The sequence below is a fragment of the Micromonospora phaseoli genome, assembly GCF_900109115.1.
Lineage (GTDB): Bacteria > Actinomycetota > Actinomycetes > Mycobacteriales > Micromonosporaceae > Micromonospora > Micromonospora phaseoli.
Window position 1 is genome coordinate 165,695 of the sequence record NZ_FNYV01000012.1, and the last position, 24,610, is coordinate 190,304.

A 24,610-nucleotide genomic window follows, 5' to 3' on the forward strand; every position below is an offset into this window, starting at 1 on the left:
ACGCCCACCTTTGTCAAGCACCACAACTGCATGATCGACGGGCGGCCGTCGACGGGGTCGAGGCCGGATGGGCGGTGACGGGGGTCAGGGGCGGTTGGGGAGGTGGGTGACGAAGGTTTGCCAGGCGGTCGGGGCGAAGATCAGCGCGGGGCCGGTCGGGTCCTTGGAGTCCCGGACGCCGACCACGCCGGGCAGGTTGTCGGCGACCTCGACGCAGGCACCGCCGTTGGTGGACGAGCGGGACGAGGTGCGCCACTGCGCGCCGGTCAGGTGGTCCATGTCTTCGCCGCCTCCTTGAGCAGGTCGAGGGTCTGCCCCAGCGGGAGGGCTTCGCCCCGGACCGCGTCCCACGCCAATCCCAGGCTAGCCAACGAATCCGGCTGCCCTGCGATCTGCGCCGCGAGCTGGTTGTCCACGTAACCGGCACGTGACCCGTCGGGCAGGTCGGCCAGGATGAACGCCCCGGCCAGTCCTGAGTAGATGCCAGCGGAGAGCGGCACCACGTGCAGCTGGATATGCGGCTGCCCGGCGCAGGTCAACAGGTGCTCGACCTGCTCGGCCATCACATCGGGGCCACCACACGCCCGTCGGAGGACCATCTCGTCGAGCACCACGAAGAGCTGCGGACTCGGATCCCGAGCGAGCACCGCCTGCCGCTCCATCCGCGCCGCGACCCGCTGATCCAGCTCGGCGACCGGAGTGCGGGCGGCCCGGAAGGTCGCGCGGGCGTACGCCTCGGTCTGGAGCAGGCCCGGCACGAAGGAGTGTTCGTACCAGCGCAGCGCCCTCGCCTCCCGCTCGATCTGGATCAGCTCGCGCAGCCACACCGGCGCGACGTCGCCCCTGACCAACTCGTCCCAGAGCGTCGCGAAATACCCATCCGTGTCCAGCGCCTTGTCGACGGCGGTCAGGTAGGGCAGCGCCGGCGGCTTGGTGCCGGTCTCGACCGCGCTCACCTGCGAGTCCGAGCAGAAGACCAGCTCGCCCAGTTGCGCCTGGGTCAGCCCGGCGGCCGCCCGGCGTCGCCGCAGCTCGCGAAGCAGATACTCCGACGGCGAGATTCCCACGGCTTCCACACCCTTCCAGGACCGTCCGCACCGTTCCGTGCCGGCTCGAACTCGGCCCCTACTTTCCGCGATCGGGCGGTGACTATTCCGAGCGTAAGGTGCCTGCGTCCAGGGTGGAAGGAGCACGGCGCAGCCGGTGGAGGTCGCTCCCCCCGACCCGACGGCCGCGTACGTGCCGGGGGTCGCTGCTGGGCGAGCAACCGCAGCGACCCCCGACCCAAACCACCGACCGCGGAGGTGTCCGTGTCCGTGCCGAAGCCCGCGAATTTCGTTCCGGCGTCACGCTGGACGACCCACCGGGTTACCCAGCCGGCCGCCGCGACGATCGGCACCCGCGACGACGGGACGCCCCGGGTCGCACCGGGCGTGTACCTACTGACCCGCGACGCGTCGCCGCAGTTCGCCAAGCCGATCACGGTACGGGTGATCCGTGAGCGCACCGATCGACACACCTACGACGGCTGGACCTGGATCGAGGCGTACCAACTCGACGCGCGTGGCGACGCGACCGACCGCCGCGAGCTGTTCGTACGCCCCGACGGGATGCGTCCCGTACGGACGCCGCCTGCCACACCCGGCCCGGCCCGGCGCGTCGCGGCGAGGGCGGCCCGATGAGCACAACTCGCCGAGCACAACCCCGCCGCCCGCCTGCCGGACCTGCACCGACGGTTCACCGACTGGGTTCCCGTCCGCTGCTCCCGATGACGCCCACCCACTGCGACCCGGCGGGAACGATCTCTTGCCGTCGCCTGTCCTGCGGCGGCCTGTGGTCGTCACCAGAGGCCGTGGTGGGCCAGGTTTACCACGAGAGTCGCCACCGAGGTGACGAAGAAGACGGCCCATCCGACGAGCTTTCGGGACCCCACCCGCAGGTGGGCGATGAACGCGCCGATGAAGTACAGCACCAGGCCGAACGACGCGAGCGTGCCCACCGCCGGCACCGCGAAGCCGACCAGCAGCCCCAGAGAACCCGCCGCCAGTGCCGTACCCAGCCTGGGCATCCAGGAAATGGGCAGGCGCTTCATCTCGGTCTGCGCCTTGGGGTAGGGGTGGCCGATCAGGTAGGTCACGGCGGCGATGCCGGTGAAGAGTGCAGCCAGGATGTTGATCGTTACGTAGGCGACGAACACGGGCTTCCCTTTCGTCGGCATCAAGGGGGTCCGGAGAGGATAGCCACTGATCGGCAGGTCTAGGGGGCAGCTCTTTTCGGAGCATGACCGGGTTTGGGGGAAGTCGTACACCCAGCCAGGACGCTCACGGGTCCGTTGGCGCACGGTCGTCACCTGGTGGCTCTCGCCGGCCGAGCCATGGCCCGCGACCGCCGGCCTCTCCGCCAACATCCGCGACCTCGGATCCATCATGGACACATCATCCGGATGCCTCGGAGTTGCCGCCTCGCTGCTTCGACAGCTGCTGTTACCATCACCGCGACGGACGCGTCCAGCACTCATGAGGATCCGGCGAATAGATGTCCCCTGACGAGCAGGATCCGTACGTGCTCCTCGGTGTCACCCGGGACGCGTCGCCGGCGCAGATACGAGAGCGTTATCTTATCCTTGTGCAGGTCTGGCACCCGGACAAGCATCATTCAAGTCCGGAGAATGTACGCGCAGAAGCGACCCGTCAGATGCAGCAAATCAACAACGCGTACAAGTTGCTCACCGACGTTCGGGAACGTGAGACGCGTGAGCGCCGAGCCCGCGAGCGCCAGGCCGGTGAACACGAACGCGCGCAGCGCGAGCGGGAGAGCAGTGCGCGTCAGGCCCGCGAACGGAGAGCCCGGGAGCGCGAGGCACGCGAACGGGAAGCCCGGGAACGTGAGGCGCGCGAACGGGAGACGGCCGACCGCCTGGCGCGCGAACGGGAACGCCAGGCACGCGAGCGGGAAGCGCGCGAACATCAGCATCCGAGGGCCCGGTGGACGCACCCCTGGTATGAGCCCGCAGGTCTACAGGGGCCGTTGACCATCCATCCGATCTCTATTTCGTTGTCGGACGGCGCAGAGGGTTTCACGCTCATGGCACGATTCGACGGCCAGGGAGCTGTTGTCTTCTTTCCCAGCGCCGATGGCGACCTGCTCCTTTTCCGGAGCAGGGAGTCGCTATTCCGGTACCTGACCGAGAGCGACGCCCACGAGCTGGCCGGCATCCCGGGTTGGGACGGCTTCATGAACTCGATCCTCAAGACAGGAATCGACACTGAGGACGATCAGTCGTTCGACTTCGGCCTGATTCTCTACAACCTCAGAAGCCCGGCCGCCGAGTGGGTTCCTCGAATCTTCATCACCAACCGCGATCTCATCATTGAGATCGCGGAGGCTTTCGAACTGGACGAGGTGCTCAGCCTGCTGGGCGTAGGGACGCCGATCGACACATTCGACAATCTGCTGCGAGTCGTCGACCGGCCACTTGCCGGATGGAGCGCGCGCCGCCAACTCGGATCCCTTCAGCCAGGATATGCGAGCACCGCGTGGCGCAAGGTGATCCGCCACACCGAGAAACGCATACGCTGGCTCCGCTGAGCACTCCCGCCCGCGTCACCCAGAGCTGCCGCTGCTTTCGGCCCGTACGGACAGGGCGGTCGGCAGGAGCGACTCGCCGAACTCCGGGACGGTCAGCACGGTGACCGCGACGCCCGGTTCGACGAGCCAGAACGCCTGGCCGCCATCGGTCAGACCGGGGCCGTCACCGTGCTGGAACTCTTCCAACCGCCACTCGACGGGGTCGCGCTCGTGGTAGGCGCAGAGGAAGTCCCTCAGCGCGGTCAGGTCGGCCAATCGGTCTCCGCGCAGCACGTGGACCCGCAGGTCCGCGCGGTGGCCGTCCGGCACCTGCCGCTCCCAGACCCGGCTGGCGAAGCGCACGTCGTCCCACTCGCTGGCGAAGTCCGAGACCTCGTCGCCGACACCGTCCGGCACCTGCCCGATGTGGAACCCGTCCAGCATTCCGCCGGCACGGCTCTCGTCGCTCATCTCACCGCCCCCGATCGCACTCTCGATCCGATCCCGATGCTCCAGTTCAGTTGCCCAGCGCCCGTACCTTGGCGATCGTCTCCTGCACGTGCTGCCGGGCGGGCTCATGCCCCTGGGCGGCCTGCGCGAGCGCCTGCCGGTACGAGTCGATCATGCTGATCAGCGGCCCGGCGGCGATGCCCTGCAAGGCGCCCGCGACGAGCTGGCGCGCCTCGGCGGCGTCCTGGGCCGCTGCCGCCGTCTTCGCCTTCGCCTCGTCCAGTTTCTGCGCTGCCGCAGCCAGCCTGGCGATCATTTCCGCTGCGCTCACACGCCCTCCCCCGGCTCGCACCCACCTGGTAGCCCATCCCCGAACAAGGGTCCGACCACAGGGGAGAGTACGAGATCCGCACACCCACCGCACCCACCCGGGCCGGCGATACCGTGAATCTTGGTAGCTTTCCGGCCCCTCCACGGGCCGTTTCGTACCAGGATCTCGGCCCCCGAAGCGGCTCAGCGCAGGGTGCGGAAGATCAGCAGGTAGCCGCAGTAGGCGAGCGGGACGGCCAGGAAGCAGAGCAGGAAGCCCAGCACGGGGTAGCGCGGCGGGGTCGCGGCGCCGACGGCGGGCCGACCCCATCGGCCGAGCACCAGCCAGCCGCCGATCAGCGAGAAGGCGGGCAGGCCGGCGCACATCCAGGCGTAGAGGGTGAAGCCGTCGACCACACCGACGCCGGAGGCGAGCACCATGACCAGCATCAGCACCACGGAGACGGCGGCGAAGCCGAGGTAGACCACGACCGCCCGGGCCATCGGCGACCAGGTCGGTAGCAGCACCGGCTGCTGGGCGAGCAGCTCGGCCTGCTGCCCGTGCCGGTCCGCCTCGTCGGCCCACCGCCGGGCAAGCTCCAGCTCCGTCGCCGGGTCGACCTGACCGGCCCGCTGGGCCGGCACCCCGGCCGCCGTCGCGCTCACCGCCACCGGCAACGCCGGGCCCGACTCCCCCACACCCGGCTGCGGGTACGCCTCGACACCCGGCCGCCCCGGCGCGGCGGCTGCGCCGCCGTCCCACCCCGTCGCCGGCCCCGGGCCGCCACCGGGGTACCCGAACGGCGGGCCCGACACGGGCGGACCCGGCGGACCAGAGACCGGCGGCCCGAAGACCGGCGGCGGACCCGAGACCGGCGGACCCGGCGGACCGGAGACCGGCGGACCCGGCGGACCGGAGACCGGCGGACCCGGCGGACCGGAGACCGGCGGACCCGGCGGACCCGTGACCGGCGATGAGCCGGGCGGGACGCCGATCGTGCGGCCGAGATGGTCGAGACGCTGACCCTGGGCGACGAGTCGCCGGTCGAGGTACTCCACGGCGGCGTCGAGGTCCCGCCGCCGGGCCGCCTCGGTGGCGGCGTCCTGCTCGCCGGCGCGCTGCTGCACGGCCAGGTGGCGGGCCAGCGCGGCGTACTCCTCGAAGGTGCTCACGCCTCACTCCTGCCCGTCGGTGCGGTGCCCGTCGCGGGCGAACGGCACGATCAGCCGGACCCGCTGGTCGTGCCGGTCCACCAGCAGCGCCCGGTCCGCCCGGGGCGTGTACGCCAGGTCGTGCACGCCGAGGTGCAGGCCGAGGTCCGCGCCGGGCACGTTCAGGGCGACCAGGCAGGCGACGTCGTCGCGGTTCTGGGTGCCGCCGAGGTCGTCGGCGAGCCGGCGCAGCCCACGCCACCAGCCGAGTAGGTGCACGCCGTGGCCGGGCCCCTGCCGCAGCAGGACGCGCAGCTCGTCGTGGCCCGAGCGGAACGTACCGGGGTCGCTCTCGCCGAGCAGTCCCGCGGCCGCGTCCATCCCGAAGACCACCAGATAGCTACGGACCGGCGACCCGGCACCCGGCCCGGCGTCGCTGCCGGCGGTCGCCGCCGGCCCCGCGGTGCTGCCGGCGGTCGCCGCCGGACCGGCGGTACTGCCGGTCGGCGCGGCGGCGAGGGTGCGGATCCGGTCGCGCAGCGCGACGGCGTCGAGGCGCTCGACCAGGTGCCCGGCGGCGGTCAACGTCGCGGCGGTGTCGTCGGCCGCCGGATCGGCGGCGGCGACCAGCGGGGCGAGCAGGAACACCGCCTCACCCGGTGCGTGCTGCCGGGCCAGGCTCAGGGTCGCCGCCCGCAGCACCTCCGCGCCGGCGGCCGACGTGCCCACCACGGCCAGGTGCCGCCCCGGAGCGGTGTCCATGATGAACAGCGCGGTGGTGCCGTCCACGTCGACCGTCCGGCCGACCAGGGCCAGGGGTCGCCGGCCACCGGGGCGCAGCCCGGTGAAGGTGGCGTCGTCCTCGACCCGGGCGGTGTCGTACCCCCGGAAGACCGACGGCGCTCGGCCGCCCGCCGGGCGGGCCTGCCACAGCTCGTGCCGCAGCCGGGTCAACTCGCCGGTTGCGGCGTGCGCGTCGGGAAACCGGACCACGGTGTTCGCGCCGGGTGCGCCCGCGGCGGTGTTGAGCACCGCCGAGCCGACCGGCAACGTCGCTGCGGCGTCGTTGAGCTGGTCGAGCACTCCCCCGCCGCCGGGCAGCGCCACCCGGAGCGCGAACTGCCCGAAGACCGCCTCGGCGCGGCCGTAGAGCGCCTCGATCCCCGTCGTGCTCTGGCTCGCCAGCACCAGGTGTACGCCGTACGAGCGGCCCTTGCGGGCCAACTCCTCCAGCAGGTCCACCGACTCCCGGGCGAGCGGGTCGTTGCCGGCGAGCAGCACGTGGAACTCGTCGATCACGGCGACGATGCGCGGCATCGGGGTGTCGGCCGGCAGGTCGGCCAGTTTGGTGACGCCGTGCCGTTTGAGCGCGGTCGACCGCCGGTGCAGTTCCCGGCGCAGTTCGCGCAGCACCGCGACGCCGTACTCCCGGTCGCTCTCGATGCCGACGGCGCGGGCGTGCGGCAGCCACGACGGATCCCGGTCGGTGGGGACGAACTCGGTGAAGCTCACCCCCTCCTTGAAGTCGAGGAGGTAGAGCTGCAACTCGGCCGGGGAGTAGCGGGCGGCCAGCCCGTAGAGCACGTCGAGCAGGAAGACCGTCTTGCCGGCGCCGGTACGCCCGCCGACCAGCCAGTGCGGGGTGGCGTCGTCGAAGGCCATGCCGACCGGGTCCCGGCCGGCCCGGCCCACCACGGTGCGCAGGCCGGCGCGGGCCGAGCTGGCCCAGCGCCGCTCGGGCAGCAGGTCGGCGAAGCCGATCGCCGCGCCGCGCCGGGTGGCCTCGCCCAGGTGGGTGGCGAGGGCGGCGACCGAGGCCGGTGGCGGATCACCGTCGAGGCGCACCGGGGCGGCCAGGCCGCTGCCGTCGGCGCTGAACGGCACACCCGGCGGGTCGCCGACGCGGGCGTACCCGTCGGTGAGCCGCAGCATGGTGGTGGCGCCCAACGGCGGGGCCGGCTCACCGGGCCCGGCCGGCGGCCAGCCACCGAGCAGCACACAGACCGCGGCGGCCGGGCCGGCGTGGGTGAGGGCGGCGAGGCGGGCGGCCTCCCGCGGCGCCGGAACCGACGCGGCGACCAGCACCAGCAGCTCCTGATCCGGTCGGTCGGCCTGGCGGGCGGCGCGGGCGTGCCGCTCGGCGGCGTCGAGCAGCGCGGTGACCTCCGCCTCGGTGGTGGCCGGCGGGTCGATGACGCCTGCGTCGAGCAGCGGGCGCAGCGGACCGAAGGTCGCGCCGAGGGCGGCGGTGTCCAGGGCGGCGACCCGGACGCCACCGGGCGCAGCGGTGGCCAGCATCCGCAGCACCAGAGCCCGCAGCAGCCCGGCCACCGCCGGGTCACGGCCGTCGGCGTCGACGGCCAGATGGTGCCCGCCGCCGAGCGGAAGCAGGACCGGGAAGCCACCGTCGGCGGTGACGGCCGCACCGACGCGTACCGGCACCGGCCGGTGGGCCAGCGGGGTGCCCGGCGTCGGGGTGGCCAGCGCGGCGCCGACCCGGGCCAGTCGCGTCAGCAGCTCCGCGTCGGCCGGTGGGGCGGACGGTGTGGGGACGCGCAACGCGTCACGGGCGGAGTCGAGGTGGGCCCGTGCGGCCCGGTGGGCGGCCATCGCCTGCCCGTACGCCGACGCGAGCCTGCCCAACGTCTGCCCCTCCGCCGACGGCCGCCTGGTCCGCTGAAACCCTAACGGACGGCGGCGATCCGGGCATCGTCACGAACCGGACGTGTCGCAGCCGGGTTCGGCCGGCTGGTCGGCGTCGCCACAGTGGAACACCTCCACCGCCTCGGTCGCCACGTCGGGCACCCGCTCGACGCGCATCAGGGAGATCCGCTTGTGCACCGGCTCGCCCGAGTCCGGGCTGTACCGGATCAGCCCCGCGACACCGGGGTAGCCGCCGCCCGCGTTCTGCCGCAGCACCTCGGCGTGTACGCCGACCGGGTTGATCGAGCTGGGTTCCCATGCCCGGCGTGGGCCGGCGTGGTGCAGCCGGGTCGCCAGGCTCTCCACCGCCCGCACCATCATCATCGAGGCGTCATAGGCGAGGCTGACCCGCTCGCCGACCGGATGCGGATCGTCCGGCCGGCAACGCGGCGGATCGAGCAGGTCACCGGAGCGCACCAGGGTGAGGAAGGTGGCGCGGGCGTCGTCGCGGCGCTGCTCCGCGACGCGGAGCGCGGCGCAGGTGGCCAGCGCGGCCTTGGAGACGTAGGTGACCGGGATGTTGCCGGGGGCGGCGGCGCGCAGACTGGGGTTGGCCATGTACCGGTTGACCGAGTCGTCGGCGACCACGTGCCGGGGCGGATTGTCCCCGCACTCGCGCAGCGCCCGGATGAAGCCGTCGAACTCCGACCAGCGGCCGGCGTAGAAGAGCATCCCGCCGAAGCCGCACTCGACGGTCAGCCGGGTGCCGGTACGCCACTCCTCCCGGCGGGTGATCCGGGTGCCGAAGAGCTGCCGTAGCCCCTCGTCGAGGGTCTTGACGTAGAGGTCGTCGTCGAGGGAACTGTTCTCCCCGGTGGTGTAGTACACATGCACGTCGGCCACCTTGAGCACCTCTCGGGCGTACGCCTCGACCATCCGGGCCTGGTCGGCGTTGGGCGCGGAGACCTGAAGGTAGAGCCGGGAGTTGGCGTCGAGGCGGTCGGCGGACAGCGTCGGGGCGAGCACCGGCAGCCCGACCCGGTTGAGATAGCCCAGCGCCTCGGCGGTGCTCCGGCGGCTCTCCACCATGCCCACCACGCCGAGCAGCGTCGGGTCTTCCCGGGCCAGGTCGGCGAGCATCGCCACGGCCGGCTCGGCGTGCCGCATCTGCCGCCCGCCGTTGGCGACCACGATCCGCAGCAGCGCCGCGTCGTCCGCCCCGGCCGACTCCTGCAGCAGGGCGTACTGGGCCGTCGCCATGCCCTCCAACTCCTCGCGCTCGGAGACGTACGACTCCTCGTCGGCGCGGGTCCGGTTGCCGGTCAACGTGCCCAGGTAGACCAGGGTGAGGTACGGCTTGCGATGGTCGCTGTCCTCCCACACCCGCTCGGCGGGTTCTGCGCGAAGATCCGCTGCTGGACCGCCCGCAGCCGTCCCTGGCCCGGATCGTCGTTGAACACCTGTGCGGCGCTGTCGCTGTAGCCGACGCACTCACCCTCGATCACGCGTACCGCCACCCGGTCGGTCAGCGACGGACGGCAGTCGGGTGCCCAGCGGGTGCCCGCCCACAGGCCCCCGGCGGCGACCAGCACCAGGCAGAGCGCCGCGGGCAGGAAGCGCCTAGACCACCAGGGCGGTGCCGGCGCGGCAAACGCGCGCACCCCGCCACGTGGCGGCGGGCCGCTCTCGGCGGGATCCGGGCGCAGCACCATCAGCCAGGCGGCGGCGCGGCGCAGTCGCCGCATCTCCGGCAACGCCTCCGACCACTCGGTGAACGCCTCGTCGGCGTCGGTCAGCGGATGGGGCTCGGGCAGTTCGGGCGGCGGCTGCCCGGCGACCGCGACGACCAGCAGCGGATCGTTGCGGCCGGTCTCGTTGCGCACGTCGTTGAGCAGCCGGACCAGCACGTGGCCGACGGTGCCGGGTTCGACGTTGTCGAGCAGCAACATCGGGTACGCGGTACGCCGCCAGTCCGCCGGCCGCCACAGTCGCCGCCGGTACGCCTGGCGCAGGTCCTCCAGGAAGGCGTGCAGCAGGAGTTTGTTGACCTGGTCGGGCTGTTCGCCGTCCCGCCACCCGGCGGTGAGCCGTTCGGCGAAACCGAGGAAGGTGACCGACTGCCGGGGGGCGAGATACTGCTGGCGCATGAACCAGCGGTACTGTCGGCCGACCACCGGCACCCGGCCCGAGACCGCCATCCGGAACACCGCGCCGGGCACCACCCGGCGTACCAGCCAGAGCAGCACCTGGGTGACGAGGCTGACCGCGTCCGAGCCGGTCGGTGCCGCCTCCCCGGCGGCGCCCCGACCGCGCCGGTCCCGCAGCCGACCGACCAGGGTGGAGCGGCTGTCATCGGCGTCGATGCCGTAACTGAGACCCTGGTGCATCAGCCAGTCGGCGAGCGGGTAGTGCTGGAAGCGCAGTCGGGCCATCCCGAACGCCTCCAGGGACAGCTGCCGGTGCAGGTCCCGCAGCGCCATCGGGATGTCGAAGTTGGAGGGCTGCGCGGCGAAGTCCAGCGTGGCGTGTGGCACCCGCCGCCGGGGGCCCTGTCCGAGGAAGCGCCGCAGCATCACCATCGGATCGACGGTCCCGGTCGCGACGGTCACAGTGGGGACTGGCCCGGCGGCGACGCTCCCGGTCGCGAGGGCCCCGGCGGCGACGGCCCTGGTCGCGACGGTGTCGGTCGCAACGGTGTCGGTGTCGACGGTGTCGGTGGCGCGGACGAGCCAGATCAGCGGCAGCCGGCGGTCGCCGCGCCGCGGCCGGCGGAGCAGCCGGGTCAGCAGGCCCAGGAATTCAGCGCCTCCGGCGGACAGCCGCTCCCGAGCAGCCTGGACCGATTGCTGACCACTCGTCTCACGCATGACCACCCCCCGGGAGACGTGACCGGACGCACTCGCCGATCCGTCCAGTGTGACCGGGAGGGGCAACCGACGCGAGGCCCGACGGTCCGTGTTCGGGACCGCCGGGCCTCGCGGCGACGGTCAGCCGGTGACCGCGTTGAGCGCCGACAGGTAGCCGTACCGGTAGCCGTTGGCGTTCGGGTGGTACGCCTCGATGACCCCGGTGACGTCGCGGATCCACGGCTCGGCGCCGCAGACGCCGTGGCCGGCGAAGGTGGGTCGGGTGTCGGCGAAGGTGGCACCGGCCGCGGCGGCCCGGTCGGCGGTCACCGTGGCGAGGACGTCGGCGGCCTCGTTGAGCATGGTGCGCTTGTGGCTGCTCATCGCGAGCAGGCCGCAGTATCCGGTCTCGAACAGCCGCGGGTAGCCGAGCACGATCAGCCGAGCGTTCGGTGCCCGTTCGCGGATGGCGGCGTAGGTGCGGTCCAGCCGGGCCGGCAGCGTACCGGTGGCGAAGGCCTTCGCCTGGTTTACCGCGTTGGTGCAGGTGGAGGTGCTGCCGAAGCGACAACTGGTCATCACGTCGGCGAAGCCGGCGTCGTTGCCGCCGATGGTGATGGTGACCATCGTGGTGGTGGCGTTCAGCGAGCCGAGCTGGTTGTCGAGCACGTCGGCGGTGACCGCGCCGCCGCAGGCGGGAAAGCGGAAGCTCGCCACGTTGTTGGCGGCGGCCCACAGCGGGGCGTACGACTTCTGGCTGCGCAGGCAGGTGGACAGGTCGTACGGGCCGGCACCGACGCCGGACGAGTACGAGTCACCGAGGGCGACATAGTGGACGGGAGCGGCGGCCTGGGCGGCACCGGGGACGGCCAGGGCGCCGACGGTGGCGACGAGGAGGGCGACCAGCGCGGTCAGGGCGCGGGCCAACGGGCGGTGGGGCATGACGGACCTCCACGGGGGTGGTGGTGGAGCCCGAGGACCGCGCGCGTGGCCAGGGGTTGAAAGTTGTTACTAGCCGGTAATGCTATCGAAACCCCTGGATAAAGTGAATAGCCGTTAAGGAACGCTCCGTCGGCGACGTCGAGACGTTAAGAGGGGCCCCCTGCTATACGCCAGGCGTTAACAGGGGGCCCCTCCTTACATCTCAGCGGGCGGCGAGGGGTTGGGCGGCGGGATGCACGGGAGCCGGCAGGATGCCGGTGCCGCCCAGGTAGCTGTGGATCGCCGCGGCGGCGGCCCGACCCTCCGCGATCGCCCAGACGATCAACGACGCGCCGCGGTGCATGTCGCCGGCGACGAAGACCCCCTCGGCCCCGGTCTGCCAGTCCACCTGGGACTCGACGGCGCCCCGCGCGTTGCGGGCCACCCCGAACTGGGCCAGCAGCGGCTGCTCCTCGGTGCCCTCGAAGCCGATCGCCAGCAGCACCAGGTCCGCCGGCAGTTCCCGCTCGGTGCCCGGCACCGTGGTGAGGATGCGCTGGCCGTCCCGCTTCTCGACGGTCACCTCGACGATCCGCACGGCCCGGACCGCGCCGGTGCCGTCGTCGACGAACTCCTCCACCGCGACGGCGAAGACCCGCTCGCCGCCCTCCTCGTGCGCCGGGTACTCGCGCAGCACCCACGGCCAGGTCGGCCAGGGGTCGCGCGCCTCGTCGCGGGTCCGCGGCGGGATCGGGTACAGGTCCAGCTGGTGTACACCGGCCGCGCCCTGCCGGTGCGCCGTACCGAGGCAGTCGGCCGCGGTGTCGCCGCCACCGATGATGACCACGTGCTTGCCGGCGGCGTCGATCGGCGTACCGTCGGGCAGGGTGGCCAGGGCGGGACGGCCCTCGCCGGCCGCCGCGACCACCCGGTTGGCGGCCACCAGGTGCGCCATCGCCTGGTGCACGCCGCGCAGCTGCCGGCCCCGGGTGTCGGTGTCCCGGCCCTGCAACGCGCCGCAGGCGAGCAGCACCGCGTCGTGCTGGGCGCGCAGCTGCTCGGCGGTGACGTCGACGCCGACGTTCACCCCGGTGCGGAAGACCACCCCCTCGGCGGCGAGCTGGGTCAGTCGGGCGTCGATGTGCCGCTTCTCCAGCTTGAAGTCGGGAATGCCGTATCGCAGCAGGCCGCCGATCGCGTCGTCGCGCTCGTAGACGGTGACGGCGTGACCGGCGCGGGCCAGTTGTTGCGCGGCGGCGAGCCCGGCGGGCCCGGAACCGACCACGGCGACGGACCGGCCGGACGACGTCGGCGCCGGACGCGGCAGCAGGCCACCCCGGGCCGCCGCGTCGGCGATCTCCACCTCGACCTGCTTGATGGTCACCGGCTGCCCCCCGGCGATGCCGAGCACGCAGGCGGCCTCGCAGGGTGCCGGGCAGAGCCGCCCGGTGAACTCGGGGAAGTTGTTGGTGGCGTGCAGCGACTCCACGGCCGCGTCCCAGTTGCCGGTGCGGACCAGGTCGTTCCAGTCCGGGATGCGATTACCGAGCGGACAGCCGGCGGTGTCGCTGTGACAGAACGGGATACCGCAGTCCATGCACCGGGTGGCCTGCTCGCGGATCAGCTCCTCGCCGGCCGGCGGGTAGACCTCACGCCAGTCGCTGATCCGCACCGGCACCGGCCGGCGGGCCGGCATCCGTCGCGGGTAGCGCAGGAAACCGTTCGGGTCAGGCACGAGCCACCTCCTGGGCGACCGCCCGCGGGGCGGACAGCGCCGGCTGGGACGAATCGGCGGAGACCGGCCGCGGGGCCGGTGGCGCCAGCGCGCTCATCACCGCGTCGTCGACGTCCTGGCCGGCGGCTTCGGCGGCCCGCATGATCTCCATCACCCGGCGGTAGTCCCGGGGTACCACGGCGGTGAACTCCTCCACCGCCTCCGGCCAACGCTTGAGCAGCTGCTCGGCGATCGCCGAGTCGGTCTCGGCGAAGTGCCGCTGCACCAGCTCGTGCAGCCGCGTCCGCTCCTGCTCACCGGGTGGGGCGAGGTCGACCAGTTCGGTGTTGACCCGCCGGCGGTCGAGGTTCCAGACGAACGCGGTGCCACCGGACATGCCAGCGGCGAAGTTTCGACCGGTCGCACCGAGCACCACCACCGTGCCGCCGGTCATGTACTCGCAGCCGTGGTCGCCGACGCCCTCGACGACGGCCACCGCCCCGGAGTTGCGCACCGCGAACCGCTCCCCCACCCGACCACGAAGGAAGACCTCGCCCTCGGTGGCGCCGTAGAGGATGGTGTTGCCGGCGATGATCTGGTCCTCGGCCCGACGACCCGGCTCGGCGTCGGCGGCGACGAACGGCGCCGCCGGGTCCGGACGGACGACGAGCCGACCGCCGGAGAGACCCTTGCCGACGTAGTCGTTGGCGTCGCCGTGCAGGCGCAGGGTCACCCCACGCGGCAGGAACGCGCCGAAGGACTGCCCGGCGGTGCCGTGCAGGGTGAACTCGATGGTGTCGGTGGGCAGCCCGGCCCCGCCGAACCGGCGGGTCACCTCGCCACCGAGCATCGCGCCGACGCTGCGGTGCTCGTTGCGGATCGCCACCTCGGCGCGTACCAGACTGACCGGCTCCTGTGTGCCGGCGTCGCGCAGCGCGGGCCCGGCCAGCGCGATCAGCTCGTTGTCCAGTGCCAGCTCCAGGCCGTGGTCCTGGGCGCGTACGCCCCGACGGGAAGCGCCCTCGGGCAGCTCCGGCAGGTGCAGCACCCGGTCGAGGTCGAGCCCGCCGGCCTTCCAGTGCTCGATCGCCGGAACGACGTCGAGCAGCTCGGTGCGACCGATCGCCTCGTCGATGCTGCGCAGGCCCAGCTCGGCCAGGTAGCCGCGGATCTCCTCGGCGAGGAAGAGGAAGAAGTTCTCCACGAACTCCGGCTTGCCGGTGTAGCGCTCGCGCAGCACCGGGTTCTGCGTGGCGATGCCCACCGGGCAGGTGTCCAGGTGACAGACCCGCATCATGATGCAGCCGGAAACGATCAGCGGAGCGGTCGCGAAGCCGAACTCCTCGGCGCCGAGCAGCGCGGCGACGATCACGTCCCGACCGGTCTTGAGCTGGCCGTCGACCTGCACCGTGACCCGGTCGCGCAGCTTGTTGAGCAGCAGCGTCTGCTGCGCCTCGGCCAGACCCAGCTCCCACGGGGTGCCGGCGTGCTTGAGCGAGTTCAGTGGGGAGGCGCCGGTGCCGCCGTCGTGGCCGGAGATCAGGATGACGTCGGCCTTGAGCTTGGCCACCCCGGCGGCGACCGTGCCGACCCCGACCTCGCTGACCAGCTTGACGTGTACCCGGGCGGCCGGGTTGACGCACTTGAGGTCGTGCACCAGCTGGGCGAGGTCCTCGATGGAGTAGATGTCGTGGTGCGGTGGCGGCGAGATCAGGCCGACGCCGGGGGTGGCGTGCCGGGTCCGGGCGATCCACGGCCACACCTTGTTGCCGGGCAGCTGCCCGCCCTCGCCGGGCTTGGCCCCCTGGGCCATCTTGATCTGCAGGTCATCGGCGTTGACGAGGTATTCGCTGGTGACACCGAACCGGCCGCTGGCGATCTGCTTGACCGCGGAACGGCGGGCCGGGTCGTGCAGCCGGTCGACGTCCTCGCCGCCCTCGCCGGTGTTGGACTTGCCGCCGAGCCGGTTCATCGCGATGGCGAGGGTCTCGTGCGACTCGGCCGAGATCGACCCGTAGGACATGGCGCCGGTGGCGAACCGCTTGACGATCTCGCTGGCCGGCTCGACCTCGTCGATCGGCACCGGCGGCAGCACGCCGCTGCGCAGCCGGAACAACCCGCGCAGCGAGCCTGCCCTGGCCGCCAACTCGTCGACCTTGGCGGTGTAGTCGCGGAAGACGTCGTACTGCCGGCTGCGGGTGGCGTGCTGGAGCAGGAAGACCGTCTCCGGGTTGAACAGGTGCAGCTCGCCCTCGCGGCGCCACTGGTACTCGCCGCCCACCGGCAGCAGGTCCACGGCGGCGGCGCCCGGCGCCGGCCAGGCCAGCGCGTGCCGGGCCGCCACCTCGGCGTGGATGCCGTCGAGCCCGACGCCGCTGATGGTGCTCGGCGTGCCCCGGAAGTACCGCTCGACCAGTCGGGTGTGCAGCCCGACCGCCTCGAAGACCTGGGCGCCGCAGTACGACGACACGGTCGAGATGCCCATCTTCGACATGATCTTGAGAACGCCCTTGCCGAGCGCCTTCACGTAGTTGCGGATCGCGGTGCTGGCCTCGACTCCGGTCAACACTCCGGTGGAGATCATGTCCTCCACCGACTCGAAGGCGAGGTACGGGTTGACCGCCGCCGCTCCGTAGCCGATCAGCACGGCCGCGTGGTGGACCTCGCGGCAGTCGCCGGACTCGACGATCAGCGCCACCTGGGTCCGGGTCTGCTCCCGGACCAGGTGCTGGTGCACCGCCGCGGTGAGCAGCAGCGACGGGATCGGGGCCAGGTCGGCGTTGGAGTCCCGGTCGGAGAGCACCAGGATCCGGACGCCGTCCTCGATCGCCTCGGAGACGTGCCGGCAGATCTCGGTCAGCCGAGCCTTGATCCCGGCGCCGCCGTCGCGGATGCGGTAGAGCCCGGAGACCCGCACCGCCTTGAACCCGGGCAGGTCCCCGTCCTCGTCGATGGAGAGGATCTTCGCCAGCTCGTCGTTGTCGATCACCGGGTACGGCAGCACGATCTGCCGGCAGCTCGCCGGGCCGGGGTCGAGCAGGTTGCCTTCCGGGCCGATCGTCGAGGCCAGGCTGGTCACCAACTCCTCCCGGATGGCGTCCAGCGGCGGATTGGTGACCTGGGCGAAGAGCTGGTGGAAGTAGTCGTAGAGCAGCCGCGGCCGGGTGGACAGCGGAGAGATCGGGGTGTCGGTGCCCATCGAGCCGATCGGCTCCGCGCCGGTACGGGCCATCGGCGCGAGCAGGATCTTCAGCTCCTCCTCGGTGTAACCGAAGGTCTGCTGCCGGCGGCGTACCGAGTCGTGGGTGAAGACGGTGTGCTCACGGGCCGGCAGGTCGTCCAGCTGGATCAGGCCGGCGTGCAGCCAGTCGACGTACGGCTGGGCGGCGGCCAGCTCGGCCTTGATCTCCTCGTCGTGCACGATCCGGCCGGCGGTGGTGTCGACCAGGAACATCTTCCCCGGCTGGAGCCGGCCCTTGGCGACCACGGCGGCCGGGTCGAGGTCGAGCACACCCGCCTCGCTGCCCAACACCACGAGCCCGTCGGCGGTCTGCCACCAGCGGCCCGGCCGCAGCCCGTTGCGGTCGAGCACCGCGCCGACGATGTCGCCGTCGGTGAAGGCGACCGAGGCCGGACCGTCCCACGGCTCCATCAGGCTGGCGTGGAACCGGTAGAAGGCGCGCTTGTCGGCGGCCATGTCCGGGTCGTTCTCCCACGCCTCGGGGATCATCATCAGCACCGCGTGCGGCAGGCTGCGGCCGGCCAGGTGCAGCAGCTCCAGGACCTCGTCGAAGTTGGCCGAGTCGGAGGCCGCCGGGGTGCAGACCGGGAAGACCCGCCGGATGTTGCCGGGCAGCTCCGGAGTACGCAGCAACGCCTCGCGGGCCTGCATCCAGTTGCGGTTGCCGCGGATGGTGTTGATCTCGCCGTTGTGGGCGATGAAGCGGTACGGGTGCGCCAGCGGCCAGGACGGGAAGGTGTTGGTGGAGAACCGGGAGTGCACCAGGGCGATGGCGCTGTCCACCCGCTCGTCGGTGAGGTCCGGGTAGAACGCCGGCAACTGGTCCGGGGTGAGCATGCCCTTGTAGACCATGGTCCGGCCGGACAGCGACGGGAAGTACGCCGCCACCCCGCGCTCGGCGGACTCGCGCTCGGCCTGCTTGCGGACGCAGAAGGCGACCCGCTCCAGCTCGATGCCGTGCAGCCGGGAGCCGGCCGGGCCGGCGGGGGTGTCGGTCAGCCGGTTGGCGGCGAGGAAGATCTGGCGCACCCGGGGCATCGCCGCCAGGGCCGTCTCGCCGAGGTCCGAGGGGTCCACCGGGACGTCCCGCCAGCCGAGCACGTCAGCGCCCTCGACCAGGGCGTACTTCTCGGTCACCTGACGGGCGCGGGCCTCGGCCGCGTCGTCGTCAGGCAGGAAGACCAGACCGGTGGCGTACTCGCCGGCCGGGGGCAGCGGGAACTCGACCACCGCACGCAGGAACGCGTCCGGCACCTGGATCATGATGCCGGCGCCGTCGCCGGTGTTCGGTTCCGCGCCCCGGGCACCCCGGTGGTCCAGCCGACACAGCGCGCCGAGCCCGTTGGCGACCACCGTGTGGGAGCGCCGTCCGTACAGATCCGCCACGAAGGCCACCCCGCAGGCATCGTGCTCGCGGGAGGCGTCATACAGGCCGGCAGGGGACGCTACCTGGCCATTTCGCGGCGCCGGCTGGGGGCGGTGTGGGTACGCGAGGGCCACCGGGCCTCCTGTCGTCGCTCAGGGTGAAACATGGTCGGGACGACGTCGGCCCTGTATCGGACTATTGAGTCTACGTTAGGGCTCGGTACGCAAGGCCAGTGCAGATTGATCACACCGTCCAGACTCTGGGACATGTAGTCTCGCGCGGTGGATACTCGGCACGCCGAACTGCTCGAGAAGTTGGACCGCTTCTACGACGCGGTGCCCCGGGACGCGGCCCGGGTGGAGGAACACGGCGCCTGTGTCCTGTTCGTCCGCGAAGGCTCCGGCTGGCCGTTCTACGCCCGCCCCCGCCGCAACGCCGACCGGCCGCCGTCGCTGGCCGACCTGACGGCCGTGCGGGCCCGGCAGCGCGAACTCGGCCTGCCCGAGGCCCTGGAGTGGGTGCACGAGGTCAACCCGGAGCTGCTCGCGGTGGCCCGCTCGGCAGGACTGGCGGTGCTGGAGGCCCCACTGATGGTGCTCGACCCGGCCGCCGTCGGCGATCCGGCCGCGTTCTCCGACGTACCGGTGCGGTTGCTCGCGGCCTCCGCGTCGGACCTCGCCGCGGAGGTGGCCACCCGGCGGGCGGTCGCGGCGGTCGGGTTCGCCGCACCCGGCACCGGCCGGGGCACGGCCGGCCCGGTCGAGCGCGACGCCGCCATGATCGGGTTGGACGTGGCGGCACTTGACGAGGAACGGGCCCGCATCGCCGACGGCAGCCGTCTCTCGGCGCTGGCCGGCACCCCGGCGGAGGGTGCGCTGGCCAGTGGGATGGCGATGCGGGTCGGTGAGGTGGCGGAGATCGCCGGGGTGGCCACCCTGCCGAGCGCCCGACGACGGGGACTCGGCGCGGCGGTCACCGCCGCCCTGGCGCGGGCGTTGCTGGCCGCCGGCACCGATCTGGTCTTCCTCTCCGCCGGCAGCCAGGAGATCGCCCGGGTCTACCTGCGGGTCGGCTTCCGGCGCATCGGTACCGCCTGCATCGCCGAACCCGCCGCAGTCACCACCTGACACGTGCGCATCCAGCACCTACCATGATCCGATGATTGACGAGGACCAACCTCGCGTGCCCGTGCCGGTCGTCGCGGCGGCGTTGATTTTCCCGCTGGCGTCGGCCATCCAGGCGGTCCAGCTGATAATTGCTTCGACGTCCGAGCCAACCGAGACGAGGGCCAGGCTATTCGCTGTGGTGCTCGTTGGCCTGTCGCTGGCGATCGCGTACGGTCTGCGGCGACGTATGTGGCGGGCCCGGCTGTTCGCGATCTGCGCCTCCGGCGTGAGCATCGCGTACAGCCTCCTGGGACTTGTCGGTTCCGGCCCGTTGTCGCTGCTGAAGATCCTGGGATACGCAGCCGTGGCCGCCCTGCTGCTGGCTCCCGCGTCGGCCAGGGAGTGGTTCCCGAACGGCGCACGGCGGTCCGATCCCGGCCGAACGGCCAGGCCCCGGGGATAGGCAGATCAGCAGCACCGCACGGGTGGGACAACTTTCCGGCGGCGAGCGTCATCCAGGCGGCTCAGTTCAAGACAAGCACCGCGCCCGGGGCCACGGAGCCGAGGGCGACGATTTTTGCCGTGGGGCTGATCCTTCTTTCGCTGGCCTTCGCCTACGGCCTGTGGCGCCAGGTCGGGCGCGCCCGGATCTTGACGGTCGGCTTCGCCGCTTTCAACATCGCGTACGGCTTGACGGGACTTCCCGATATCGACGCATCAACGGTGCTACGAACGGCGGGATTCGCTGCCGTTGTCGGCCTGTTGCTGGCGCCCGAATCGTCTCGACAGTGGTTCCCGCCCGGCACGTGAGTTGCCGTCCGGCATCGGCGCACGCCCGGCGGTCCGGCCAGAAAGCTGAGGTCGGGCCGCGCGGATGGAGTTCATCCTCGCGGCCCGACACCCACTCGACCCGGGTCAGTGACCGGGGTTTACGTAATCCTGCCTAGATACCGCCGAGTCGCCCTGGCGACCAGTTGTACGTCGGCGTCCGCACGGGTGCAGACGGTGAATTCTTCGCCGGTGTCGGCTTCGGATTGTAGCTGCCGCTGCTACCGCCTCGGGTGCCACTGTTTGCCTTGACCGGGTTGCGCGCGGTCGGTTCCGGGAAGATCATCTGATGGCGCGACTGTGCACACGTACCGATCATCTTGCAGGTGGTGAACGAGAAGTTCTCTGCGAGGTGCACCCTGTCGAGCGCGTCCACCCAGGTCGGTGGCTTGTCGAGAACGGCGCTCACGGCACCGAGATACCGCTGCCGGTAGATGTCCAGGGCGCTGTCGGCGATCCGCATTCCCTGGGTCTCCATCTGGTACGCCAACCGCCGATAACTCTCGTCCTGGCCGGGGCGGCGCGCATTGGCCTGGAATCCTTCGTTGGTCTTGGTGAACTTCATGTGCGTCCACTTCTTCTTCGCGAAGTCCCAAGCCGGTTTCCTGACGTTTTTGATCAACTTGAAACTCTGCCCGACGGCCTTTCCGCCGGGGATGATCCCGACGGCACCCACCGCGGCGTCAACCTTGTCGCCCTTCCGGTAACTCTGCACCGCGTCGTAGGCACCGAACCCTGCCGACCCCACCGCGAGGAACGGCGCGGCAACCTGTAGCGGCGGAATGGCCGAACACACCGCCGCCGCCACCCCCAACCCGAGCGAGATGTTCCCGGCATTGTCATGCATGAACTTCCCGGTCTTCTTCAGGACGCTGCGCAGGAACTCGCCGTCCGGGTCGGTGAAGCTCACCGGGTTGTTGTTGCTGTACGCGAAGCCGTGCATCTGTTGCGGGTCGGCGAAGTCGATGACCGGGTCGACGCTGATGAACCGGCCGATGAACGGGTCGTACTCTCGAGCGCCGATATGGGTCAGGCCGGTCGGATCCTTCGTGCCGCCGACGAAACCCTTGTCCATCGCGGTCGGCCAGGTGCCGACCGCGCTGCCCCGGGTGTCGCCGTAGGGCAGGGTGCGACGTCTGGCCACCGCCAGGGTCACGGCGTTGATGGTCAGCTCGGCGGTGCCGTGGTGGTCACCGAGAATCCAGTACAGCGCGCTACCGGTCCGCATGGCGATGACCGCGTTCGCGTGGGTGTAGTAGCGGGTGGCTGTCTTCGCCGCAGTGGCGTTGGTGTAGCGGACCTCCAGGCCGCCGTTGAGGTAGAGGGTCTTGCCGGTGGCGTCGGTACGGGTCAGCCGGTTGCCCTCGCTGTCGTAGCGGAAGCTGGTGGTGCTGCCGCCCTCGGTGACGCTCTCCAGGTCACCCTCCCGGTTCCACACCAGGTTCTGGGTGGCGCCGCTGGTGGTGGGCCGGGTGATGGTGTTGCCGGCGTTGTCGTAGCCGTAGTTGCGGCTCCAGGAGACACCGCCGCTGGCCGTGACGTTGGTGACCGTGTGCGGCCGGGCCGACCCGGCGGTCGGGTGGGTGTAGGTGTAGACGGTGTTGGTCGCCGCGTGCCGGGTCTCGGTCAGTCGGTTGCCGGTGACATCGAAGGTCCAGGAGTGCCAGTACGGCGCCGGACCACCGAGCCCACCAACGGTGGGGCTTGCGGCGCAGTCACCGGAGTTGGGCGTCCAGGCCCGGTTCAATCGCCGTAGATAGTCGTAGTTGTAGCACTGCGTGTCTGCGGTCTGCCCCTGCGCCGCTTCCTTGATCTTGGTGACGTTTCCGGCGTGGTCGTAGTCGTAGGACCAGTTCGCTGCCTCCGGCTTCAGCTCTGGCACCACGTTTGTGGCCTTCAGCCGGCGGGTCGGCTCGTCGTAGTCGGAGGTGACCGCCACCCGGGAGCCGTAGGCGCCCAACTCCCGCCCGGTCAGCTGACCCAACTTGTCGTAGGTCACCGCCCCGACGTAGATCTGGGCCGCCGACAGCAACGAGCCGTCCTCGCTGAGATCGTTGTAGCCGAAGGTCAACCGCTCCTCCGGCAGGTCGGCTGCGGCCGGCAGGTTGACCTGGTGCACCTGACCGTTGACGCGGTAGCTGGTGGTCGTGGTGTAGGTGCAGGGGTTCGGTGCCGCCGCGGCGCACAGCTGCGACTCCGACGACGGGACCACCACCGAGGTGGAGGTGGTCCGCCCGAACGCGTCGTACGAGTCGGTGCGGTTGATCCATGGCTGGCCGCCGGAGTAGCGGGTCGTGGAGGTCAGCTTGCCCTTGCCGTTGGGCAGGGTGTCGTAGAGCCACTCGGCCCGCGCCGCCCCGGTCGCACTGTCATCGCGCAGGCTGGTCTTACGGCCCAACGCGTCGTAGGTGTAGGCAACGGTCGTGGTCCCGGTGCCCAACGGCGCCGTGACCGTGAGCGTGTTGCCCTCCGCGTCGTACGTGGAGGTCGTCGTGCCCTTGTCCGGATCGACGGACTGGATCTCCCGGCCGCGCAGGTCGTAGCTGTGCGACCAGGTGTTACCGGCCGGATCCTTGATGGTCTTCCGCTGCCCGAGCAGGGTGTAGGTGTACTCCGTCTCGTCGTACTTGGCGGGATCGGTCGAGCCGACGTCGGCCCGATTCTTGTACTGCCGCAGCCGGGTGGTCTGCCCCTTGGCGTCGGTGATCACCGTGCTGACGACGCCGCCGACCGGTGCGGTGATGTGGGTGCGGTCGCCGCCGTGGCTGGTGCTGGTCCGCCACTTCTCCACCCCGAGGGCCTTGAGGATCTCCGCCGTCTGCCGGCCGGCCCCGTCGTACACGTTCTGGGTGATCGACGGGATCTGCCCCTGCGGCGTGCCGAGGGTGCTCGACGGTGCCGCGTTGGTGGTGTCGTGGTACGGCTCGGAGGTCCATTCCACCTCGCCGCGGGCGTTGTGGAACGTCTCGGCCAGCAGCCGCCCGCCACCGGTCGCCTGGGTCTGGGTCTGCCGCTCCCGCAGGAACCCGTCGTACAGGGTGACCGACTTCTTGTACGTCGAGCCGGTGACCAGGAGGCTCTCGGTGGTCACCGCGGTCGGGCCGCCGCTGTTGCGCACCAGATAGCTGAGCTTCGTACTCGGGGTCTGGCTGGCCTTGCTCCGGCCCGGCAACCACACGTTGGTCAACCGACCCAGACCGTCGTAGGTCAGATCGGTGAAGACCCCGTTCTCGTCGGTCGACCGGGTGGCAAGGTTCCACGCCGGCTCCCGCGCGGTGGTCTTGGTATGGCCGAGCGCGTTGGTCTCGACCGTCTGGGTGAGCAACCCGCCGTTGGCCGTCGTGTAGGCGGTCGTGCTGCTGTGGCCCCGGGCGTCGGTCGTCGAGGTGACCCGGCCGTTGGCGTCGAAACTGGTCGACCCGGTGCGGACATACACCGGGGTGGTGCCGTTGAACCGGTCCAACTCCTCGGTGCGGACCACATTGCCCCTGGTCGGGGCTGCGCCGAACGAGGAATCGTCGGTGTAGCTGTCGTAGAAGGACCGCTCCCGCTTCAGCACGGTGGCCGGCGTCGCCGGGGTGGCCGCGTTGGCGCAGGTGACCGAGAGCGTCTCGGTCTGGCTGACCCTGTCGATCATCCAGCTGTCGTTGTTACGCGCGTAGCTCGTGCGAGTACAGGTCTCGTCCCCGGTGACGGCCTCATCGCCGATGTCCTCCACCGCGGTCGGGAGACCGTCCGGGTTGTACGTGGTGGCGGTCTTGGTGGTGCGGAAGCCACCGGTGGCCAACGCGGTACGGGTCCGGGTGGAGGCGTTGTTGACCTTCCACGCGTTGGTGGTCACGCCGTTGCGCGTGCGGGTCGCCGTCGGGCCGACCCGCCACGGCTCCTGCAGCGTGGAGGAGACCTCCGCGCCATTGACGCCGCTGCTACTTGCGCCGTTGTAGGTGATCTCCTGCCGGACGAAGCCCTGCAACGCCTCGTGGTCGGTGATCGATCCGCCCCAGGTGTCCGACACCTGCACGTTGCGGGTGCCGCTGGGCTGCTTGTCGCCGTGCATGCCGCGCAGGTAGCGGTACTCGACGGCGGTCTGCACGCCGTTGGTCGGGTCGCCCTGACGCACCCGGACCCGGCCGTAGCCGCGCCAGTCGCCCCAGGTGCGGTGCTTGTCCTTGGTCAACTCGTCGGTGTTGTAGGCCCAGGCCGGATCGTCCAGGTAGTCGTAGAAGGTGGTCTGGTTCGGCTGGTCGGTGACCAGGTCGTCCTGGTCGATGCGGGTGACCACGTACTTGTGGAACCAGTCCAGCGTCGGGTCACCAGTGCCCGGCCAGGAGAAGTACGCCGGCACGCACCGCTTGGTGTTCGAGTGCGGCGTCGGCCGGGTGCTGCGGGTGCAGTCGTGCCCCGAGTAGGTGACCAGGATGTCGCCGCCGGACTCGGTGCGGATCTGCTTGATCCGCCACCGGTTCA

General features: G+C 71.4%; 18 protein-coding genes. 5 read left to right on the top strand and 13 right to left on the bottom strand.

All coding sequences use genetic code 11. The features are described from left to right. Window positions 1–84 precede the first annotated feature (84 nt). Together BMY89_RS25340 and BMY89_RS25345 are read right to left on the bottom strand one after the other, a co-directional pair. On the bottom strand, window positions 85–279 hold the full coding sequence (locus tag BMY89_RS25340; RefSeq protein WP_092382579.1) for a DUF397 domain-containing protein: 195 nt from the start codon (window positions 277–279) through the stop codon (window positions 85–87). Beyond that, a complete protein-coding gene (locus BMY89_RS25345) occupies window positions 267–1,076 on the bottom strand; it encodes a helix-turn-helix domain-containing protein (protein ID WP_092382580.1) in 810 nt (269 codons plus the stop codon). Before BMY89_RS25345 ends, BMY89_RS25340 begins: the two co-directional genes overlap by 13 nt. Before the next feature lie 234 nt (window positions 1,077–1,310). Between BMY89_RS25345 and BMY89_RS25350 the strand changes: the two genes are divergently transcribed. Continuing rightward, window positions 1,311–1,682 (top strand): hypothetical protein, encoded by a 372-nt coding sequence (locus tag BMY89_RS25350; RefSeq protein WP_232521538.1) that lies wholly within the window; start codon window positions 1,311–1,313, stop codon window positions 1,680–1,682. Between the two features lie 158 nt (window positions 1,683–1,840). Here BMY89_RS25350 and BMY89_RS25355 read toward each other — a convergent pair whose 3' ends face one another. Continuing rightward, window positions 1,841–2,197, bottom strand: a complete 357-nt coding sequence (locus tag BMY89_RS25355) for a DoxX family protein (protein WP_092382581.1) — start codon at window positions 2,195–2,197, stop codon at window positions 1,841–1,843. A 338-nt stretch (window positions 2,198–2,535) separates the two neighbouring features. Here BMY89_RS25355 and BMY89_RS25360 point away from each other — a divergent pair, with 338 nt between their 5' ends. Next, window positions 2,536–3,588, top strand: a complete 1,053-nt coding sequence (locus tag BMY89_RS25360) for a J domain-containing protein (protein WP_092382582.1) — start codon at window positions 2,536–2,538, stop codon at window positions 3,586–3,588. A 15-nt stretch (window positions 3,589–3,603) separates the two neighbouring features. Here the strand turns inward: BMY89_RS25360 and BMY89_RS25365 are convergent, their stop codons facing one another. The 9 genes from BMY89_RS25365 to gltB all read right to left on the bottom strand — a co-directional run bounded on the left by BMY89_RS25365 (window position 3,604) and on the right by gltB (window position 18,343). Continuing rightward, window positions 3,604–4,038: a hypothetical protein gene (locus BMY89_RS25365; RefSeq protein WP_092382583.1), complete on the bottom strand. Its 435-nt coding sequence runs from the start codon at window positions 4,036–4,038 to the stop codon at window positions 3,604–3,606. A gap of 46 nt (window positions 4,039–4,084) precedes the next feature. Further along, entirely contained in the window at window positions 4,085–4,348 is a 264-nt protein-coding gene (locus tag BMY89_RS25370; protein ID WP_092382584.1) for a DUF6244 family protein, read from the bottom strand. A gap of 182 nt (window positions 4,349–4,530) precedes the next feature. Further along, entirely contained in the window at window positions 4,531–5,499 is a 969-nt protein-coding gene (locus BMY89_RS30715) for a hypothetical protein (protein WP_198414130.1), read from the bottom strand. A gap of 3 nt (window positions 5,500–5,502) precedes the next feature. Next, a complete protein-coding gene (locus BMY89_RS25385; RefSeq protein WP_092382585.1) occupies window positions 5,503–8,088 on the bottom strand; it encodes an FtsK/SpoIIIE domain-containing protein in 2,586 nt (861 codons plus the stop codon). A gap of 102 nt (window positions 8,089–8,190) precedes the next feature. Continuing rightward, window positions 8,191–9,504 carry a type 1 periplasmic-binding domain-containing protein gene (locus BMY89_RS31125; protein WP_232521539.1) on the bottom strand — a complete coding sequence of 438 codons (1,314 nt, stop codon included), beginning with the start codon at window positions 9,502–9,504 and terminating at the stop codon, window positions 8,191–8,193. Next, window positions 9,444–10,988 (bottom strand): hypothetical protein, encoded by a 1,545-nt coding sequence (locus tag BMY89_RS31130; protein WP_232521540.1) that lies wholly within the window; start codon window positions 10,986–10,988, stop codon window positions 9,444–9,446. Before BMY89_RS31130 ends, BMY89_RS31125 begins: the two co-directional genes overlap by 61 nt. A 120-nt stretch (window positions 10,989–11,108) precedes the next feature. Further along, window positions 11,109–11,909, bottom strand: coding sequence for an SGNH/GDSL hydrolase family protein (locus tag BMY89_RS25395; protein WP_092382586.1), 801 nt, complete (start codon window positions 11,907–11,909; stop codon window positions 11,109–11,111). Window positions 11,910–12,111: 202 nt separating this feature from the next. Continuing rightward, the gene (locus BMY89_RS25400; RefSeq protein WP_092382587.1) at window positions 12,112–13,623 is read right to left on the bottom strand and encodes a glutamate synthase subunit beta; all 1,512 of its coding nucleotides are present in this window, start codon (window positions 13,621–13,623) and stop codon (window positions 12,112–12,114) included. After that, on the bottom strand, window positions 13,616–18,343 hold the full coding sequence (gltB, locus tag BMY89_RS25405) for a glutamate synthase large subunit (RefSeq protein ID WP_092382588.1): 4,728 nt from the start codon (window positions 18,341–18,343) through the stop codon (window positions 13,616–13,618). The genes BMY89_RS25400 and gltB overlap by 8 nt, the downstream gene beginning before the upstream one ends. A gap of 147 nt (window positions 18,344–18,490) precedes the next feature. Here gltB and BMY89_RS25410 point away from each other — a divergent pair, with 147 nt between their 5' ends. The 3 genes from BMY89_RS25410 (at window position 18,491) to BMY89_RS25420 (ending at window position 20,125) form a co-directional block, all read left to right on the top strand. After that, window positions 18,491–19,336: a GNAT family N-acetyltransferase gene (locus tag BMY89_RS25410; RefSeq protein WP_092382589.1), complete on the top strand. Its 846-nt coding sequence runs from the start codon at window positions 18,491–18,493 to the stop codon at window positions 19,334–19,336. 31 nt (window positions 19,337–19,367) lie between these two features. Further along, window positions 19,368–19,778, top strand: a complete 411-nt coding sequence (locus tag BMY89_RS25415) for a hypothetical protein (RefSeq protein ID WP_092382590.1) — start codon at window positions 19,368–19,370, stop codon at window positions 19,776–19,778. A 119-nt stretch (window positions 19,779–19,897) separates the two neighbouring features. Beyond that, entirely contained in the window at window positions 19,898–20,125 is a 228-nt protein-coding gene (locus BMY89_RS25420) for a hypothetical protein (RefSeq protein WP_092382591.1), read from the top strand. Between the two features lie 133 nt (window positions 20,126–20,258). Here BMY89_RS25420 and BMY89_RS25425 read toward each other — a convergent pair. Then, on the bottom strand, window positions 20,259–24,610 hold a 4,352-nt coding region (locus BMY89_RS25425; RefSeq protein ID WP_332455112.1), incomplete at its 5' end, for an RHS repeat domain-containing protein.

Bases quoted from the DNA above. Each gene is read 5' to 3' on its own strand.
- BMY89_RS25340 (WP_092382579.1), bottom strand. From the start codon at position 279: ATGGACCACCTGACCGGCGCGCAGTGGCGCACCTCGTCCCGCTCGTCC.
- BMY89_RS25360 (WP_092382582.1), top strand. From the start codon at position 2,536: ATGTCCCCTGACGAGCAGGATCCGTACGTGCTCCTCGGTGTCACCCGG.
- BMY89_RS25365 (WP_092382583.1), bottom strand. From the start codon at position 4,038: ATGAGCGACGAGAGCCGTGCCGGCGGAATGCTGGACGGGTTCCACATC.
- BMY89_RS25385 (WP_092382585.1), bottom strand. From the start codon at position 8,088: ATGGCCGCCCACCGGGCCGCACGGGCCCACCTCGACTCCGCCCGTGAC.
- BMY89_RS31130 (WP_232521540.1), bottom strand. From the start codon at position 10,988: ATGCGTGAGACGAGTGGTCAGCAATCGGTCCAGGCTGCTCGGGAGCGG.
- BMY89_RS25395 (WP_092382586.1), bottom strand. From the start codon at position 11,909: ATGCCCCACCGCCCGTTGGCCCGCGCCCTGACCGCGCTGGTCGCCCTC.
- BMY89_RS25415 (WP_092382590.1), top strand. From the start codon at position 19,368: ATGATTGACGAGGACCAACCTCGCGTGCCCGTGCCGGTCGTCGCGGCG.